The organism is Aquitalea magnusonii, from assembly GCF_002217795.2.
GTDB lineage: Bacteria > Pseudomonadota > Gammaproteobacteria > Burkholderiales > Chromobacteriaceae > Aquitalea > Aquitalea magnusonii_B.
This window is the reverse complement of sequence record NZ_AP018823.1, coordinates 1608303-1624682: the sequence shown is the minus strand read 5'-3', so window position 1 is coordinate 1624682 and position 16380 is coordinate 1608303. Positions and strand designations below refer to the sequence as shown.

16 protein-coding genes are annotated in these 16380 nt (G+C 63.5%); 1 reads left to right on the top strand and 15 read right to left on the bottom strand.

The window, feature by feature from the left end; translation table 11 throughout:
- The 3 genes from DLM_RS07830 to DLM_RS07820 all read right to left on the bottom strand — a co-directional run bounded on the left by DLM_RS07830 (position 1) and on the right by DLM_RS07820 (position 3578).
- A complete protein-coding gene (locus tag DLM_RS07830; protein WP_089084220.1) occupies positions 1 to 1572 on the bottom strand; it encodes an aldehyde dehydrogenase (NADP(+)) in 1572 nt (523 codons plus the stop codon).
- A 67-nt stretch (positions 1573 to 1639) separates the two neighbouring features.
- The gene (locus DLM_RS07825; RefSeq protein ID WP_089084219.1) at positions 1640 to 2587 is read right to left on the bottom strand and encodes a dihydrodipicolinate synthase family protein; all 948 of its coding nucleotides are present in this window, start codon (positions 2585 to 2587) and stop codon (positions 1640 to 1642) included.
- A gap of 64 nt (positions 2588 to 2651) precedes the next feature.
- On the bottom strand, positions 2652 to 3578 hold the full coding sequence (locus tag DLM_RS07820) for a 4-hydroxyproline epimerase (protein WP_089084264.1): 927 nt from the start codon (positions 3576 to 3578) through the stop codon (positions 2652 to 2654).
- A 275-nt stretch (positions 3579 to 3853) separates the two neighbouring features.
- Here DLM_RS07820 and DLM_RS07815 point away from each other — a divergent pair, with 275 nt between their 5' ends.
- Entirely contained in the window at positions 3854 to 4630 is a 777-nt protein-coding gene (locus DLM_RS07815) for an AraC family transcriptional regulator (RefSeq protein ID WP_089084218.1), read from the top strand.
- Between the two features lie 156 nt (positions 4631 to 4786).
- On the opposite strand, the gene DLM_RS07810 is transcribed toward DLM_RS07815, so the two are convergent.
- From DLM_RS07810 to ssuD, 12 genes are all read right to left on the bottom strand, one after another.
- Positions 4787 to 5542 (bottom strand): ABC transporter ATP-binding protein, encoded by a 756-nt coding sequence (locus DLM_RS07810; RefSeq protein WP_045848236.1) that lies wholly within the window; start codon positions 5540 to 5542, stop codon positions 4787 to 4789.
- An 83-nt stretch (positions 5543 to 5625) separates the two neighbouring features.
- Complete coding sequence (locus DLM_RS07805; RefSeq protein ID WP_089084217.1) at positions 5626 to 6960, bottom strand: ABC transporter substrate-binding protein; 1335 nt, start codon at positions 6958 to 6960, stop codon at positions 5626 to 5628.
- Positions 6961 to 7022: 62 nt separating this feature from the next.
- Positions 7023 to 8090, bottom strand: coding sequence for a branched-chain amino acid ABC transporter permease (locus DLM_RS07800; protein ID WP_089084216.1), 1068 nt, complete (start codon positions 8088 to 8090; stop codon positions 7023 to 7025).
- A gap of 119 nt (positions 8091 to 8209) precedes the next feature.
- Complete coding sequence (locus DLM_RS07795; protein WP_089084215.1) at positions 8210 to 9091, bottom strand: branched-chain amino acid ABC transporter permease; 882 nt, start codon at positions 9089 to 9091, stop codon at positions 8210 to 8212.
- A gap of 104 nt (positions 9092 to 9195) precedes the next feature.
- Entirely contained in the window at positions 9196 to 9978 is a 783-nt protein-coding gene (locus tag DLM_RS07790) for an ABC transporter ATP-binding protein (protein WP_089084214.1), read from the bottom strand.
- Positions 9979 to 10000: 22 nt separating this feature from the next.
- Positions 10001 to 11170 carry an AMP-binding protein gene (locus DLM_RS07785; protein WP_089084213.1) on the bottom strand — a complete coding sequence of 390 codons (1170 nt, stop codon included), beginning with the start codon at positions 11168 to 11170 and terminating at the stop codon, positions 10001 to 10003.
- Between the two features lie 14 nt (positions 11171 to 11184).
- Complete coding sequence (gene sfnG, locus DLM_RS07780; protein WP_089084212.1) at positions 11185 to 12288, bottom strand: dimethylsulfone monooxygenase SfnG; 1104 nt, start codon at positions 12286 to 12288, stop codon at positions 11185 to 11187.
- A gap of 54 nt (positions 12289 to 12342) precedes the next feature.
- Entirely contained in the window at positions 12343 to 12933 is a 591-nt protein-coding gene (gene msuE, locus DLM_RS07775; protein ID WP_089084263.1) for an FMN reductase, read from the bottom strand.
- 68 nt (positions 12934 to 13001) lie between these two features.
- Positions 13002 to 13184 (bottom strand): hypothetical protein, encoded by a 183-nt coding sequence (locus DLM_RS22985; RefSeq protein ID WP_145985793.1) that lies wholly within the window; start codon positions 13182 to 13184, stop codon positions 13002 to 13004.
- A gap of 51 nt (positions 13185 to 13235) precedes the next feature.
- The gene (locus DLM_RS07765) at positions 13236 to 14198 is read right to left on the bottom strand and encodes a sulfonate ABC transporter substrate-binding protein (protein WP_045848243.1); all 963 of its coding nucleotides are present in this window, start codon (positions 14196 to 14198) and stop codon (positions 13236 to 13238) included.
- A gap of 111 nt (positions 14199 to 14309) precedes the next feature.
- On the bottom strand, positions 14310 to 15152 hold the full coding sequence (locus tag DLM_RS07760) for an amidohydrolase family protein (RefSeq protein ID WP_089084210.1): 843 nt from the start codon (positions 15150 to 15152) through the stop codon (positions 14310 to 14312).
- Complete coding sequence (ssuD, locus tag DLM_RS07755; protein ID WP_089084209.1) at positions 15149 to 16300, bottom strand: FMNH2-dependent alkanesulfonate monooxygenase; 1152 nt, start codon at positions 16298 to 16300, stop codon at positions 15149 to 15151. The genes DLM_RS07760 and ssuD overlap by 4 nt, the downstream gene beginning before the upstream one ends.
- Positions 16301 to 16380 lie beyond the last annotated feature (80 nt).

Sequence of the window (16380 nt, the reverse complement as noted above, 5' to 3'; positions counted from 1 at the left end):
TCAGGCCTCCCGCACGCCATCCAGCAGGCGTGGCAAGCCCTGCGGATTGGCATGTTTCAGCGCGGTTGGCAGCAGTGCATCCGGCAGGTCCTGATAGCACACCGGCCGCAGGAAGCGCTGGATGGCCGCGGTGCCAACCGAGGTGGAGCGCACATCCGAAGTGGCCGGGAACGGCCCGCCATGCACCATGGCATCGCACACTTCCACCCCGGTGGGCCAGCCATTGACCAGGATGCGGCCAGCCTTGCGCTCCAGCACCGGCAACAGGCGGCGTGCCAGCGCGATATCGTCGTCATCCAGTTGCAGCGTGGCGGTAAGCTGGCCTTCCAGCGCCTCCGCCAGTTGCAGCAGCTCCACCTCATCGCTGCATTGCACAATCAGCGCGGCAGCGCCGAATACCTCGGCCTGCAAGGCCGGATTGGCCAGATATTCCGCCGCCCGCACCCGCAGTAACTGCGGCTGGCACTGGTTGGGGCCGGTGGGCAACACGCCCTTGGCCACGGTGCTGGCGTGGCGGGACAGGCTGTCCACCCCGTCCTGATACGCCGCCCAGATGCCCGGCGTCAGCATGGTTTGCGCCGCACTGTGTTGCAGCAAATCAGCCGCGCTGGCGACAAACTGTTCCAGCGCCGGCCCTTGTAGCGCCACCAGCAGGCCGGGATTGGTACAGAACTGCCCTGCCCCCTGCGTCAACGAGCCGACAAAGCCCTGCGCCAGCACCCCGCCGCGTGCCTGCAAGGCAGCGGGCAGCAGGAACACCGGGTTGGTGGAGCTCATTTCCGCATACACCGGAATCGGCTCCGCACGCTGCTGTGCGCTCTGACACAGGGCCAGACCGCCAGCACGCGAGCCGGTAAAGCCCACCGCCTTGATGCGCGCATCGTTCACCAGTGCCTGCCCTACTTCGCGGCCACTGCCAAACAGCAGGGCAAATACCCCGGCGGGCAGGCCGCATTGCTCTAAGGCGCGCACAATGGCCTGGCCCACCAGTTCGCTGGTGCCGGGATGGGCGCTGTGCGCCTTGACGATGACCGGGCAACCGGCCGCCAGTGCCGAGGCGGTATCGCCCCCGGCCACCGAAAACGCCAACGGGAAGTTGCTGGCCCCGAAAACGGCCACCGGCCCCAGCGGGATCTGGCGCTGGCGCAAGTCGGCACGCGGCAGCGGCTGGCGCGCGGGCTGGGCCTGATCAACCCGCACATCCAGCCATTCGCCAGCCCTCACGGTACGGGCAAAGGTGCGCAACTGGCCGCAGCTGCGGGCCCGCTCGCCCTGCAAACGGGCCTGCGGCAAACCGGTTTCCAGCATGGCGCGTTCAATCAGCGCATCGCCCAGCGCTTCGATTTCCCCGGCAATGGTTTCCAGCAACTGCGCCCGCTGTGCCGGCGTGGTTTCGCGGTAGCTGTCAAACGCCGCCCAGGCCAGCGCGCACGCCTGTTCCACCTGAGCCTGATCGCCCCCGGCATAGCCCGGTTGCAGGGTCTGGCCGGTGGACGGGTTGATGGCGTGCTGCGCTTCACGCTTGCCACTGATGGATTGCCCGCCAATCAGCATTTTGCCTGTCAGATTCATAGGGTTTCCTGCTTGAAATGAAGTCCCGACCACGCCGCGGGCGTGGCACGGCTGCTCAAGGTCTGGCTCAGGCCACATTCAGCCCGGCCGACCAGTTGCGATACCAGCTACGGAACAGCGTGTACTGGGTTTCGGCATAGCGGCGCTGGGCTTCGGTCAGGGCATCGGTTTCGTTGAAGTGCAGGCTGTATTCGGTGTCACCGTTCAGCACCATCAGGTACTTGTAATACAGCACCAGATCGCAGCCTTCATCGAAGGAGGACAGCACCGCCAGCGCGGATTCCAGCTCGCGCGCCTGACGGCGCGCTACTGCGTCTCCCTTGGCGGCGGCCTTGCTCAGCGCCACCAGATGCAGCACCTCGCGCGGCAGCGCATTGCCGATGCCGGTAATGGCGCCGGTGGCATTGCAGTTGACGAAGCCATGCACCACCTGGGTGTCCACCCCCACCATCAGGGTGACCTGATCATCCTGCGAGGTGATGTGCTCGGCGGCGTAGCGCATGTCGGCGGCACCGCCGAATTCCTTGAAGCCGATCAGGTTGGGATAGCTGCGGCGCAGTTCGAAGAACAAATCGGCACGGGTGGCAAAGCCGTAGTAGGGGCTGTTGTAGATGACTGCGGGCAAGTCGGGTGCAGCGGCGAGGATGGCGGAAAAGTGGGCCTTTTGCGCGGTCGGGGACGCGCCACGCGACAGCACGCGCGGAATCACCATCAGGCCATGCGCGCCAACGCGGGCGGCATGGGCGGCATGGGATACCGCCTCACGGGTGTTCACCGCGCCGGTGCCGACAATGGTGGGCACCCCGGCGGCCACCAGGCGGGCCACGCCTTCCTGACGCTCGGCTTCGGTCAAGAGCGGCCAGTCGCCCATCGAGCCGCAATACACCACCGCGCTCATGCCGGCGGCAATCAGCTCGCGCCCCTTTGCCACCAGCGCGTCAAAGTCCGGCTTGCGCTCGGCGGTACACGGGGTCATCAGGGCCGGGATGCAGCCGGTGAAAATGTTGTCGCTCATTGTTTTGCTCCTTGCAGCTTGTATGTATGTGTGTGTATGGGGTGTTGTCTGTACAGCACGGGGCTCAGATGCCCCAGGCGAAAGGGTCTTGCGGGTCGATCAGCAGGGTGCTGCTGGCGGTGACGAAGGCGCGACCGGTAATGAAGGGATGGATGTAGTCCCCCTCCCTCCGGTATTGGCCGATGAACTGGCTGCCGGTGATGCCGGCCTGCACCCAGTCTTCGCCTTCGGCCAGCTTGCCGTCGGCGGCCAGGCAGGCCAGCTTGGCGCTGGTGCCGGTGCCGCAGGGCGAACGGTCGTAAGCCTTGCCCGGACACATGACGAAATTGCGGCTGTCGGCGCTGGCATCGTCGGCAAACAGCTCCACGTGGTCGATCAGCGCGCCATCAGCCCCGGTAATGCCCTGTGCTTCCAGCGCTTGCAATATGGCCCAGGTGAAGGCTGTCAGCGCTTCCACATTGGCCATGTCCAGCGTCATGCCGTGTTCGGACACCAGGAAGAACCAGTTGCCGCCCCAGGCAATGTCACCGTGAAACACACCGTAACCCGGCACGTCCACCGCCACCTGCTGGCGATAGCGGTAAGCCGGCACATTGCCCAGCGTCACCGCGCCATCCTCATGCAAGGTGGCGCTGACCGGCCCCACCGGGGTGTCGATCTTGTGTACGCCAGGCGCGATCAGGCCCTGGTAATGCAGCGAGGCAATCAGGCCGATGGTGCCGTGGCCGCACATGCCCAGATAACCGGTGTTGTTGAAGAAGATCACCCCGCAAGTGGCGTCCGGCGACACCGGCGGGCAATACAGCGCGCCCACCAGCACCTCGCTGCCGCGCGGCTCCAGCAAACAGGCCCGACGCCACTGGTCGTGCTGCTGACGCAATTGCTCGCGCTGCTCGGCCATGCTGCCGCCGCTTAGCGCCGGGAATCCTTGCATCACCAGCCGGGTGGGTTCGCCCCCGGTGTGGGAGTCGATGATGTGTATCTGTTTCATTCGCCTGTCCATTCTGAAAACCTGAATGACGGATGGCGGACAGATGCAGCAGGCCGGGCCAGCCAGGGCAATGCCTTGCAGTGCCTTGATTCCATTGCATCTTCGTGCCGCATCCGTCTGCGTCAGCACCTGCATAGAATGGCTTTATTGCCGCCAACATTCTTGATGGTTATCATCAGCGACAATGACGAAATCGGCACAATTGGCGTTTTCGCGATCAAAACCGCTGCCGGACGGCCACCGGGGGTGACACCTTAGGGGGAGGGAGAAAGCTGATGACAGGCGAGCTGGTGGACACCATCGCGCAATGGCAGGGGAAAATGCGCCCGGCCACTCTCGAAGCGCTGCTGGCCGGGGTGGCCCCGCTGCTGCCGGTGCTGGACCTCATCCCCAATGCCGCCATCTTCATCAAGGACAGCCAGGCGCGCTATCTGTGCGCCAACAGCACACTGGTGGCGCGCTGCGGCCTGAAAAGCCTGCAACCGCTGCTGGGCAAGACCAGCGCGCAGGTGTTTCCCGCCCAGTTGGGGCCGGGCTATACCGAGCAGGACATGCAGGTACTGCAAGAAGGGCGGGTGCTGGAAAACCAGTTGGAGCTGCACCTGTTCAAGAGCCGGGAGCCTGGCTGGTGCCTGACCTACAAATGGCCGCTGTACAGCGCGGCGGGGGATATCATCGGCCTGATCGGCATTTCACTGGACCTGCAATCCGCCAGCAACACCCATCCGGCTTACAAGCGGCTGGTGGCGGTGGACGAATTCATCCGCAAGCACTTCAACCGTTCCATCAGCATGGCCGAACTGACCGCCATTGCCGGTGTTTCCGCCGCCCAACTGGAACGCTATTGCAAGAAAGTGTTTCATCTGACCCCGCGCCAGATGATACACAAGGCCAGGCTGGAACATGCCCACCGCCTGCTGCACAGCGATATGGCCATCACCGATGTCGCCCTGCACTGCGGTTATACCGACCACAGCGCCTTCAGCCGCCAGTTCAAGGCGCTGACCGGCTTTACCCCGCGCCAGTACCGTCAGGCCACGGCACAGGATTAAGGGCGGCACAAAAACAGCCTAGCCCCGCGGCCAGGCACACCGGCACAGGTAGTCGCAGCAGTACGGCAAGGCGGCAGCAGGTTTTGTGTTAGCCGCGCCAAGCCCGCGCGTGGCGGCCACCTCCCCGCCACCGGCCAGGTTTTGGACTGACAATGGCTATGCTGCTTCCACGCTGCCGCCCAGATAGAACTGATGTACGTCTTCACGCGCAGCCAGCTCGGCCGAACTGCCGGAGAGCGCCACATGGCCGTTTTCCAGCAGATAGGCCTGATGGCTGTAGTGCAAGGCCAGGTTGGCGTTCTGTTCGGCCAGCAGGAAGCTCACCCCTTCCTGCCGGTTCAGCGCCTGCAGTATCTCGAAGATTTCCTCGACGATTTTCGGTGCCAGTCCCATGGATGGCTCATCCAGCAACACCAGCCGTGGTGCGGCCATCAGTGCGCGGCCAATGGCCACCATCTGCTGCTCGCCGCCCGAGGTATAGCCCGCCTGCGAGCGACGACGCTCTTTCAGCCGCGGGAAATACTGGTAAATGCGTTCCAGGTCCTGCTGCAAGGCAGCACGGCTGGGCTTGCGCACGAAGGCACCGGTCAGCAGGTTTTCTTCCACGCTCAGGTGGGCAAAGCAATGCCGCCCTTCCAGCACCTGCACCAGCCCGCGCTGCACCAGCTCATGCGGCGCAGTATGGCTGACATCCTGCCCGGCATAGACAATGCGCCCTTGCTGCAGGCAGCCGCGCTCGGCTGCCACCAGGCCGGCAATGGCCTTGAGCGTGCTGCTCTTGCCTGCCCCATTGGCACCCAGCAAGGCCACGATCTGCCCCTCATCCACCTGCAAGGAAACACTGCCCACGGCCAGAATGGCCTGGTTGTACACCACCTGAATGCCTTCCACCTGTAGTAAGGGCTGGCTCATGATTCAACTCCGCAATCCGTCAAAAACCGGGTGACAAAAACCCGGCGCAGCAAGCCGCGCCGGGCGTGGACGGGCTCAGGCCATCACGATTCCTTGCTGCAATCGCGCGGGGTGATGCCCTTTTCCTTGGCGTACTTGTGCGAGGAGTCCTCGATGATGGGGCGCAGCAGCTTGCGGTCGGCCTGTACCCACGGCGAAATCACCTTCCACTGCTGGCCGTCCCACTGCTGGAAGCGCACCGCACCGCCGCCTTCGTGGTCGGCGCAACTCAGTTGCAGCGGTTGCAACAGGCCCAGCGCGCCCACTTCCTTCAGCCGCTTGTCGTCAAAGTGCAGGTGCTCGAAGCCCCAGCGCACCTGCTCGCCGGTCAGCGGTTTCTTGCCGAACTTGGCCTGCGCCAGGCGCACGGCTTCCACGTTCAGGATGCCGTTGACCACGCCCAGGTTGTAATACACCGTGCCAAAGCGCTTGGCGTCGGCCAGATTGCCCTTGCCGGCATCCAGCACGGTTTTCTTGATGCCCTGCAGCACCGGGAACTGGGTGCCGGACGGGTGGGTGGTGATCGAGATGAAGCCCTTGGCGGCGGCACCGGCCGGGGCGGCGTCTTCTTCCGAGTTACTCCAGATATTGCCGATGATGTGGTCTGCCGGATAACCGGTTTTCTGGGCGGTTTTCAGTGCCACCGGGTTCATCACGCCCCAGCCGCGCAGAATCACCCAGTCCGGTTTTTGCTGGCGGATGGTCAGCCACTGCGACTGCTGCTCGTTACCCGGATGCGGCACTTCCAGCGACACCAGCTGGAAGCCGTATTTCTTCGACAGCAGCTCCAGGATGGGGTTGGTTTCCTTGCCATAGGGCGAGCCGTGGTAGAGCACGGCAATCTTCTTGCCCTTCAGCTTGGCAAGGCCGCCGGATTTCTGGCCGATGTAGTTGATGATGGCCGACACCTCGGAATACGGGTTCAGCTGCAGCGGGAATACATAGGGAAACACGCTGCCATCGGTGGAGTCGGTACGGCCGTGGTTGATGGTGATCAGCGGCAGCTTGTCGGCGGTGGAGCGCTCCAGCGTGGCATAGGCAATGCCCACCGACAGCGGGTTGGTAGCAGCAGCCGGTGCGCCGTTCAGGCCTTTTTTCAGGCGCTCGTAGCACTCCACCCCTTTTTCCACCACGTATTCGGTTTCGCACTCGCTCCAGGTCAGCTTGACGCCGTTGACGCCGCCTTCCTTGAGATTCACGTACTGCAGGTAATCAATAAAGCCTCCGAAAAAGCCGGTGCCGCCAGCCGCATACGGCCCCACGCGGTAGCTTTGCAGCGGGAAATACTGCTCGCCGCCCGCCTGTGCCGTGGCCGATGCTGCCGCCATGCCCAATGCCAGTACGACCGCCCCTTTCAGTGTGTGCAGATGATTTTTCATTATGGGTAAACTCCCTGGTTCAGTAGACGAAACTGCTAACGGAAACAACAAGACAAAAACGCTCAGAAACGCAGTGGCCACAGCCGGGCGCGGGCGCGCCAGCCTTGCCACAGCCGTGCCAGGCCATCCGGTTCCTTGATCAGGAACAGGATGATCAGCACGCCAAAGATGATTTTTTGCAGGTTCTCCAACTGCCCGGCGGGCAGCACCCCGCTGAGCAAGCTGCCGGACAGGATGGACAGCACGATGGGCAGCAGCACGATGAAGGCCGCGCCAAGGAAATTGCCCAGAATGCTGCCCATGCCACCCAGGATGATGATGAACAGCACCTGAAACGAGCGGCTGAGATCAAAGCCATGCGGCTCCACCGTGCCCAGATAGGTAAACGCCCACAGGGAACCAGCCACCCCCAGGATGAAAGAGCTGATGGCAAAGGCCAGCAGTTTGGTGCGCAGGATGGGGATGCCGATGACAGCAGCAGCGGTATCCATGTCGCGTACTGCCATCCAGTTGCGGCCCAGGCTGCTGCGTACCAGATTGGCCGCCAGCACAAACAGCGGCAGCACCACACTCAGGGTGAGCAGGTAGCGCCCGGCAGGGCTGCCAAAATCGTGACCGGCCACCAGCAGCGGCGGCGCGGTGATGACGCCGGACTCGTTACCGTTGGAGAACCAGGCAAACTTGGTGAGCAGCCACTCGACAAAGAACTGCGCCGCCAGCGTGGACACCAGCAGATAAAAGCCCTTGATGCGCAGGCTGGGCAGGCCGAACACCACCCCCACTGCCGCGGCCACCACGCCACCGGCGACAAAACTGAGCAAGAGCGGCAGGCCCGGCAGCAGGAATTGCAGCTTGTAGCTGGCAAACGCCCCCACCGCCATGAAGGCGGCCGAACCCAGCGACAACTGGCCGGCATAGCCGGTGAGCAGGTTCAGCCCCAGCCCGGCCAGCGACAACACCAGAAACGGAATCAGAATGGCGCTGAACCAGTAGTCGTTGCCAATGAAGGGCAACAGGCCGAAGGCCAGCAGCAGCACGCCCCACAGCGCGGCACGCTGCTGCCACAGCCGCAGTGCGCGGCCATCCTGCCGGTAGCGGGTGCTGAACTGTCCGGATTCCTGATAAAACATGCGTCTTCTCCTTATTAGCGCTGCTAACAAAACCTCGTAGAGAACCCAAGCCAAGGCGCGCCGACGCAGACAGTACAAGCAGTACGGCAACACAGGCGCGGGGGTTTTGTTAGCGGGTCTTACACCCGTTCGATGGCGCGTTCGCCAAACAAGCCCGCCGGGCGCAACAGCAGGAACAGCAGCGCCAGCACATAGGGAAACCAGTTTTCAATGCCGCCACTGAGCAGCGGCCCCAGATACACTTCTGCCAGTTTTTCGCTGGCCCCCACAATCAAGCCGCCGACAATGGCGCCGCCTATCGAGGTGAAGCCGCCAATGATCAATACCGGCAAGGCCTTGAGCACGATCAGCGACAGGGAAAACTGCACCCCCAGCCGCGCGCCCCACAACAGTCCGGCCACCAGCCCCACCAGCCCGGCCACCGCCCATACCAGCACCCACATGCGTTGCAGGCGGATGCCCACTGCCAGCGCGGCCAACTGGTCGTCGGCCACGGCGCGCAGCGACAGGCCGATGCGGGTCTTGTTGAACAGCAAGGACAGCAGCAGCACCAACAGCCCGGCGCTGCCGGCGGCAAACAGGTCGAAGCGCGACAGCATCAGGCCGCCCAGCTCCAGCGGCGTGTCCTCGATGCCCAGGTCCAGCCCGTGAACCTGTGCGCCCCACAGCGCCTGGGCCACGCCTTCCACCACATAGCTCAGGCCCAGCGTGGCCATGAACAGGGTGATGGGCGGCCGGTTCACCAGATGGCGCAGCACCTGCCGCTCCAGCAACAGCGCCAGCAGCAGCATGGACAATAGGCTCAGCACAAAAGCCACCCAGAACGGCAGGCCACGCTCCAGCAGGCTGACAAAGGTGAGCGCGGCAAACAGCACCATCGAACCCTGGGCAAAATTGAACACCCCGCTGGCCTTGTAGATCAGCACGAAGCCGATGGCCACCAGCGAGTACATCACCCCGGCCAGCAAGCCGCCGAGCAGTACTTCCATGAAAAACGACATCAGACAGCCCCCTTGCCGGAACACCGGCGCAACAGGTCCCCGCCCCGCGCGGGAATACCGGCGGAGACTGTGGATACGAAAAGGTGGATACGGATAAACAGGTTTCAGTGGCGCTGCTGGCCCAGATAAGCGGCAATCACCTCTGGCAGCGCACGCACGGCTTCGGGCTCGCCATCGCCGATCTTGCGGCCGTAGTCCAGCACCACCACGTGGTCGGACAGTTCCATCACCACGCCGATGTCGTGCTCGATCAGCACGATGGTGGTGCCGAACACCTGGTTGACCTCGCGGATGAACTGGCTCATCTCACGCTTTTCCTCGCGGTTCATCCCGGCCATGGGCTCATCCAGCAACAGCAGGCGTGGCCGGGCCGCCAGCGCCCGCCCCAGCTCCACCCGCTTTTGCAGGCCATAAGGCAGTTGGCCCACCGGGGTGTGCCGCCAGGCTTGCAGGCGCAGGAAGGCAATCACCTCCTCGGCCACCGCGCGCTGGGCTTCTTCATCAGCCACTGCACGGCCCAGGCGCAGCGCCTGCTCCAGCCAACTGCTGCGGCTGGCCAGGTTGCGGCCGGTGAGAATGTTGTCCAGCACGCTCATGCCCTTGAACAAGGCAATGTTCTGGAAGGTGCGGGCAATGCCTGCCACCGCAGCCTCGTGCGGCTGCATGGCGCGGCGGGCGCGGCCGGCAAAACGGATTTCCCCTTGCTGCGGCTGGTACACCCCGTTGATGACATTGAGCAAGGAGCTCTTGCCCGCGCCATTGGGGCCGATCAGCGCGCAGATCTCCCCTTCGGCCACGTCAAAACCGATGTCGGTCACCGCCTTGACGCCCTTGAAGCTCAGGGAGATGTGCGCCAGGCTCAGCAAGGGCGCTACGGTCTCGGACATAGTGTTGTTTCCATTTCTTGATTCAGGCTTGCAGCGGAGGCGTAGCGGAAGGCCGCCATTGCTGCGTGCTGGCTTCGGCTTGCAGCGGGCGTTGCTGCCATTCACCGCTATCCGGCCAGTTGCGCACCTCCACCCCCAGCACGGCAAAAAAGTGGCGGGTGTTTTCCGCCAGCGGCGCACCCAGCAGCAACGGCACCCGCGTGCGGCTGAAGCCCAGCACATCGCGCAGCGGACGAATCACGCTGTAATGCCCGGCCCAGCGCCAGAAGCGCCCGGCATCCGGTTGCAGCACCCGGTCCACCAGCGCGCGTTGCCAGCTACCGGTGGGTGGCAGGCGGCTGCGCGCCAGTTGCTCCAGCCGGCTATAGGTTTCGCGCGTACCGGCCACCAGGGTGGGCCCCAGTTCGCGACGGTCGTTGTCACGGGTGGCCAGGTTTTCCGGGAAATTCAGCCGGAAACCGGCTTGCAGCCACGGTGCCAACAGGTAGCGCACCTGGGCGGAACTGGCAAAGGCACGCGAGGCCAGTGCGTCTTCGTTGGCAGTCAGGCCTTCGGCCTGCAGCAACTGGCTGCCCGCCTGCAGCAAATGGCCATGCTGCAAGGCTTGTTGTTGCAGCGCGCCGCGGCCATCCACGCGCCAGAAGCGGAAGGCCACCGCGCCATTGCTGGCCAGTACCGCCGGCTCAGACAGCGCGGCACCCACTTGCTGTAACTGCGCAACCGACAGCCAGCCAAGCCCTACCCGCTGCTGCAAGCCACGCCCTTCGGCATAGAGCAATAGCGCAGGGGCAGGCAGGTCACGCGGCAGGCTGTGCAGGGCCTCGGCATCTTCCACCAGCAGCCAGCGCGGCTGTAAATGCAGCAAGATGGCCTGCAAGTCGCGCACCGGCTGTTGCGGGTCCTGCGCCACCGCCTCCCCGCCCAGCCACTGCGCCGCCAGGCTCAGCAGCAATACTTCGGGACGCGGGTGACTGAGCAACACCAGGCTGTGCCCGGCCGCAAAGCCATGCGCTGCCAGACCGGCAGCCAAAGCGGCCACTTGCTGCTGCAGCTCGGCCCAGCGCCATTGCTGCCAGATACCCAGCCGCTTGTGGCGCAGGGCAATGGCCTGCGGCTGTTGGTCGGCCTGCCATGCCAGCCAGGCTGGCAGGCTGGCGCTGCCGGGCAGCGGTGCTTCCTGATGTCGCTTCATCACCCTTGCTCCTGTCAGGCGGCTACGGCTTCGTGCTCTTTGGCGCGTGCTTCCAGCTCACGCACCAGCGGCAGCACTTTTTCGCCGAAGTAGGCCACTTCTTCCTGGAAGTGCAGGAAGCCACTGAGAATCAGGTCCACACCCACGGCCTTCAGGGCAACAATGCGCTCGGCAATCTGTTGCGGGGTGCCGATCAGATTGGTCTTGAAGCCGTCGTTGTACTGCACCAGGTCCTCAAAGGTGGACTTGGCCCAGTTGCCCTCGCCTTCCGGGCTGGCCTGACCGGCCTGCTTCACCGCATCGCCAAAGGCGTTGACTGCTTCCGGGTCGGCCTTGTCGATGATTTCGGCCAGCACGGCGCGGGCTTCTTCTTCGGTATCGCGGGCAATGATGAAGGCGTTGACGCCAACCTTGACCTGATGGCCGTTGGCCGCCGCCTTGGCGCGGATGTCATCCACCTGCGCCTTGATGCCTTCCACAGTATTGCCGTTGGTGAAGTACCAGTCGGACACACGCGAAGCCATGTCACGCGCGGCACGCGAGCTGCCACCCTGGAAGATTTCCGGGTGCGGCTGTTGCAGCGGTTTCGGCTTCAGGGTGTAGTCGTTGAAGCGGTAGAAGTCGCCCTTGAAGCTGAAGTTGTCCTGGGTCCAGATGCCCTTGAGCACGCGGATGAATTCTTCCGAACGACGATAGCGTTCGTCATGCTCGAGCCACGGTTCGCCAATGGCGGTGAATTCGCCCTGGAACCAGCCGGAAACGATATTGACTGCCACGCGGCCACCGGTGAGGTGGTCGATGGTGGCAATCTGCTTGGCCAGCACCGCCGGGGTCCACGGGCCGGGCAGAATGGCGGCAATCACGCGCAGTTTTTCGGTGGCCGCCAGCAGCGCATGGCTGAAGGAAACCGACTCGTGCTGGTATTCCGCGCCATAGCCGGCGGTAAAGCGGATTTGCGACAGCGCGTATTCAAAGCCGGCCTTCTCGGCGATTTGCGCCAGCTTGCGGTTGTAGTCGATGTCCCAGCTGGTGCGCTGTTCGATCTTGCTGACCACCAGGCCACCGCTGACATTGGGTACCCAGTAGGCAAACTTGATGGCGTTTTGTGCTTGGCTCATGTGATTTCTCCGTGTAGATGCAGGTAATGGTTAAGAGGGCAATGCAGTGTTGATTCAGGCCAGGGAAGATGTCGTGCTGGCGGACTGCGCGCTGGCAATCACCGGCTGACGGTGGCTGATCAGCGGCAAGGCGCGTTCCACGGCCAGACGGATGCGTGCCTGCAAGGCGCTATCGCTGACCTGGTAGTCGCTGAAGTCGGCCTCGGCGGCGTATACCCCCAGTGGCAGGGTTTGCGCCTGGAAGAAGCTGAACAGTGGGCGCAGCTGATGTTCGATCACCAGCGCATGGCGCTCGCTGCCACCGGTTGCAGCCAGCAGTACCGGCAGGTCGAACAGGGCTTCGTGATGCACGAAATCAAAGAAATGCTTGAACAGGCCGGTGTAGCTGGCGCGGTAAACCGGGCTGGCCACAATCAGCAAGTCGGCCTGCTCCACCGCCCGGATGGCTTCGCGCACGGATTCCGGCAAATCCGCCGGGCGGGTGACGCCGCCGTAGTGCGGGGCCAGATCGCCCAGCTCGATCACACGGGCTTCCACCGGCAGGTGGCCGGACAATTCGGCCAGCAAGGCCTGCACCAGCGCCAGGGTGCGCGAGGGGTGCTGCAGACTGCCGGAGACGGCAACAACATTAAAAGAGTGGCTCATGCTTGCTCCATCATCAGGGTTCACCTGATACATAGCAGCAAGTGTGCCAGCTTTATATTTATTTATTTTCAATGACTTACGAAAATAAAAAGCCCCCTCGCAACTGCTGCTGCCGCACCAGCATGCTGACCGGCTGCTGCCTGGGCAGCAGCGGCAAAACCATGCAAAGCAATGCCGGATGGCTGATATACAAACAGCATCAACTGCAATGCAAAAATGCTCACTTCCAATACAAAAAAAGCACACCCCATAGGGTGTGCTTTTCATGATGAAGACGGTTGCCGGACCGGTCTTGCTTCAGCTTATTTGCCGTCCCACACGATGTCCTTCACCACCAGCGGCTTGGGAATCAGCTTGAGCTTGAAGAAGGTATCGGCAATGCGTTGCTGCTCTGCTACCACCTTGCCATCCAGCAGCTTCACGCCATAGCCGGAGCGCTTGGCAGCCACCTGCACGATGTCCTTGTCCAAGCCGATCTGCCCGGACAGCTCGGCCGCAACTTCCGGAATATGGCTCTTGCCCCAGGCATCCAGCCGTTGCAGTTCTTCCAGCACCACCTTGATGACCTTGGGATTGCTGGCCACATAAGGCTTGCGCGCCAGATAGAACTGGGTGTTGTTGACGATGCCCTTGCCGTCCGCCAGTTGACGGGCATTCAGTTGCTTCTCGGCTGCGGCCAGGAAGGGGTCCCAGATCACCCAGGCATCCACGCTGCCCTGCTGGAAGGCGGCGCGGCCATCAGCCGGGTTGAGGAATACCGGGGTGATGTCCTCGTATTTCAGCCCGGCTTTCTCCAGTGCGCGCACCAGCAGGTAATGCACATTGGAGCCCTTGTTCAGCGCCACGCGCTTGCCTTTGAGGTCTTTCACGCTGCGGATGGGCGAATCCTTGCCCACCACGATGGCCTCGCCTTCCGGCGCGGCCGGTTCATTGGCCAGATACAACAGGTCGGCACCGGCGGCCTGGGCAAAGATGGGCGGGGTTTCACCGGTGGTGCCCAGGTCCACGCTGCCCACGTTCAGCGCTTCCAAGAGTTGCGGGCCGCCGGGGAATTCCGCCCATTTAACCTTGACGCCCAGCGGGGCCAGGCGTTTCTCCAGCGTACCCTGCGCCTTGAGCAGCACCAGCGTGCCGTATTTCTGATAACCGATATTCAGCGTGTCGCTGCCTGCAGCCAGCGCGGTGGCCGACAACGAAGACAGCGCAAGGCCGGCGGCAGCCAGCAGGCCCAATACACGACGACGGGTGGGGTTGAAGTGTTGCATCACGATTCCTTGTTGTTTGCAGTATGGGGTTCAGGGTTTAACGCAGCGGACCAAATGGGCTGGCTACCCGCAGGCAAGGCGCAAGGCACCTCGCAGACATCTTGTTCATTGCTACAGGCCGAACAGGCGGGCGGCATTGCCGTACAACACCTTGTCCAGCACATGGGGCCGCAGGCCCAGGCCGTGCAGGTCGTCTATCGATTGCCCGATGGGGCGGAAAGGATAGGACGAGCCAAACAGCAGCTGGTCGGCCATGAAGCCGTTGGCCGCCTCGATATACAGCTGGCTGCCGGGCAGGAACTGGTACATGTCCGGCACCACCAGCACGTTTTCGTGACGGAAGGCAATGCCGACAATCTCGGCCACCCGCGGCCAGTAGCCGTGGTAGCAGACAATGGGCAATTGCGGGAAATCCGCCGCCACCCGCGCCACGCCGGCCGGGTCGTTGAAACGCGGGTCCGGTGTGGTGGGGCCGGACATCAGGAATACCGGCACGCCCAGTGCGGCGCAGGTTTCGTAGATGGGGTAGTACACCGCATCGTCCGGTTGGCGCGCAGGCACGCCAAAGCCCGGTTCGATATCAATACCAGCCAGGCCCAGATCCTTGATGGCGCGCTCGGCCTCGGCCACTGCCGCCTGTTCGCCCTGCAAGGCCGGGTCCACCCCGGCAATGCCCAGCAGGCGGTCGTGGCCATGCACGATCTGGTGAATGGTGTCATTGGGCAGATGCTGGCCCGGCGTATGCCGCCCCACCACCACTGCGTGGCTGAGACCGGCGTTTTCCACTTCATCCAGAAAACCCTGCTGGGTGAGCGAGTTGACAAAGTGCTGGTCGTCACGCGAGCCCACGCGGCGATTGAGCCAGCGCGCTGCTTCGTAAGCCTGGGTGCCGGGCGAGGCACCAAAGAAGTCGTGCAGGAAGGCGGGCCTGCAACGCATGTCGATCACCTTCATGCGGCCTCCGTTTCGGCCACGGGTTTCTTCACCACGGTGCTGGCATCAAACGGGCCGCCGGTCTGCACCCGGTCGTCGCCATACACCCAGCGCTTGCCCGGCAACAGCGGGAATACCAGTTCGGCAAAGCGGTAGGCTTCTTCCAGATGCGGGTAGCCGGAGAGGACAAAGCTGTCCACGCCCAGGTCGGCATATTCCTTCAGCCGCGCGGCTACGGTTTGTGCATCGCCCACCAGCGCGGTACCGGCACCGCCACGTACCAGGCCGACACCGGCCCACAGATTGGGGCTGACTTCCAGCTGATCGCGCTTGCCGCCGTGCAGGGCGGCCATGCGGCGCTGGCCTTCGGAATCCATGGCGGCAAAACGCTGCTGCACCTTGGCAATCACTTCGTCATCCAGATGGCTGATCAGTGCATTGGCCGCCGCCCAGGCTTGCTCGGTGGTTTCGCGCACAATCACATGCAGGCGCACGCCAAAGCGCACGGTGCGGCCCAGTTTGGCAGCGCGGGCGCGTACATCGGCAATCTTCTCGGCCACGGCTGCCGGGGGTTCGCCCCAGGTGAGGTAGGCTTCCACATGCTCGGCCGCCAGGTCGTGCGCGGCATTGGACGAGCCGCCAAAGTACAAGGGCGGTGCCGGTTTCTGTACCGGCTCGAAGAAGTTCTGCGCGTTTTCCACCGTGTGGTACTTGCCGGCGTAGCTGACGGTTTCGCCGGCCAGCAGGCGCTTCCAGATATGCAGGAATTCGCTGGCTTCTTCGTAACGCTGGTCGTGATCGAGGAAAATGCCGTCGGCAGCCAGTTCGGCCGAATCGCCCCCGGCCACCACATTGAGCAGCAGACGGCCATTACTGGCCTGGTCTAGCGTGGCGGCCATGCGCGCGGCGGCGGTGGGCTTGGTCAGCGCGGTACGCAGCGCCACCAGCAGCTTCAGGCGGCTGGTGACCGGCACCAGGCTGGAGGCCGTCACCCACGGGTCCAGGCAACCGCTGCCAGTGGGAATGAGGATGCCGTCGTAACCCAGATTGTCCGCCGCCACGGCAATCTGCCGCAGGTATTCGTTGCTGACGGCGCGGCCGGAGCCGGACTGGCCCAGATAACGGGTATCGCCGGAGGTCGGCAGAAACCAGAAAATGTCGAGACTCATGCTGCTTCCTTTGCTGGCAGATTGCATGACACCGCAGCGCGCCGCTCTGGCCGCTGTGGCATGAAGGTGATGGGCCGATT

Bases quoted from the DNA above. Each gene is read 5' to 3' on its own strand.
- DLM_RS07830 (WP_089084220.1), bottom strand. From the start codon at position 1,572: ATGAATCTGACAGGCAAAATGCTGATTGGCGGGCAATCCATCAGTGGC.
- DLM_RS07825 (WP_089084219.1), bottom strand. From the start codon at position 2,587: ATGAGCGACAACATTTTCACCGGCTGCATCCCGGCCCTGATGACCCCG.
- DLM_RS07820 (WP_089084264.1), bottom strand. From the start codon at position 3,578: ATGAAACAGATACACATCATCGACTCCCACACCGGGGGCGAACCCACC.
- DLM_RS07815 (WP_089084218.1), top strand. From the start codon at position 3,854: ATGACAGGCGAGCTGGTGGACACCATCGCGCAATGGCAGGGGAAAATG.
- DLM_RS07810 (WP_045848236.1), bottom strand. From the start codon at position 5,542: ATGAGCCAGCCCTTACTACAGGTGGAAGGCATTCAGGTGGTGTACAAC.
- DLM_RS07805 (WP_089084217.1), bottom strand. From the start codon at position 6,960: ATGAAAAATCATCTGCACACACTGAAAGGGGCGGTCGTACTGGCATTG.
- DLM_RS07800 (WP_089084216.1), bottom strand. From the start codon at position 8,090: ATGTTTTATCAGGAATCCGGACAGTTCAGCACCCGCTACCGGCAGGAT.
- DLM_RS07795 (WP_089084215.1), bottom strand. From the start codon at position 9,091: ATGTCGTTTTTCATGGAAGTACTGCTCGGCGGCTTGCTGGCCGGGGTG.
- DLM_RS07790 (WP_089084214.1), bottom strand. From the start codon at position 9,978: ATGTCCGAGACCGTAGCGCCCTTGCTGAGCCTGGCGCACATCTCCCTG.
- DLM_RS07785 (WP_089084213.1), bottom strand. From the start codon at position 11,170: ATGAAGCGACATCAGGAAGCACCGCTGCCCGGCAGCGCCAGCCTGCCA.
- sfnG (WP_089084212.1), bottom strand. From the start codon at position 12,288: ATGAGCCAAGCACAAAACGCCATCAAGTTTGCCTACTGGGTACCCAAT.
- msuE (WP_089084263.1), bottom strand. From the start codon at position 12,933: ATGAGCCACTCTTTTAATGTTGTTGCCGTCTCCGGCAGTCTGCAGCAC.
- DLM_RS22985 (WP_145985793.1), bottom strand. From the start codon at position 13,184: ATGGGGTGTGCTTTTTTTGTATTGGAAGTGAGCATTTTTGCATTGCAG.
- DLM_RS07765 (WP_045848243.1), bottom strand. From the start codon at position 14,198: ATGCAACACTTCAACCCCACCCGTCGTCGTGTATTGGGCCTGCTGGCT.
- DLM_RS07760 (WP_089084210.1), bottom strand. From the start codon at position 15,152: ATGAAGGTGATCGACATGCGTTGCAGGCCCGCCTTCCTGCACGACTTC.
- ssuD (WP_089084209.1), bottom strand. From the start codon at position 16,300: ATGAGTCTCGACATTTTCTGGTTTCTGCCGACCTCCGGCGATACCCGT.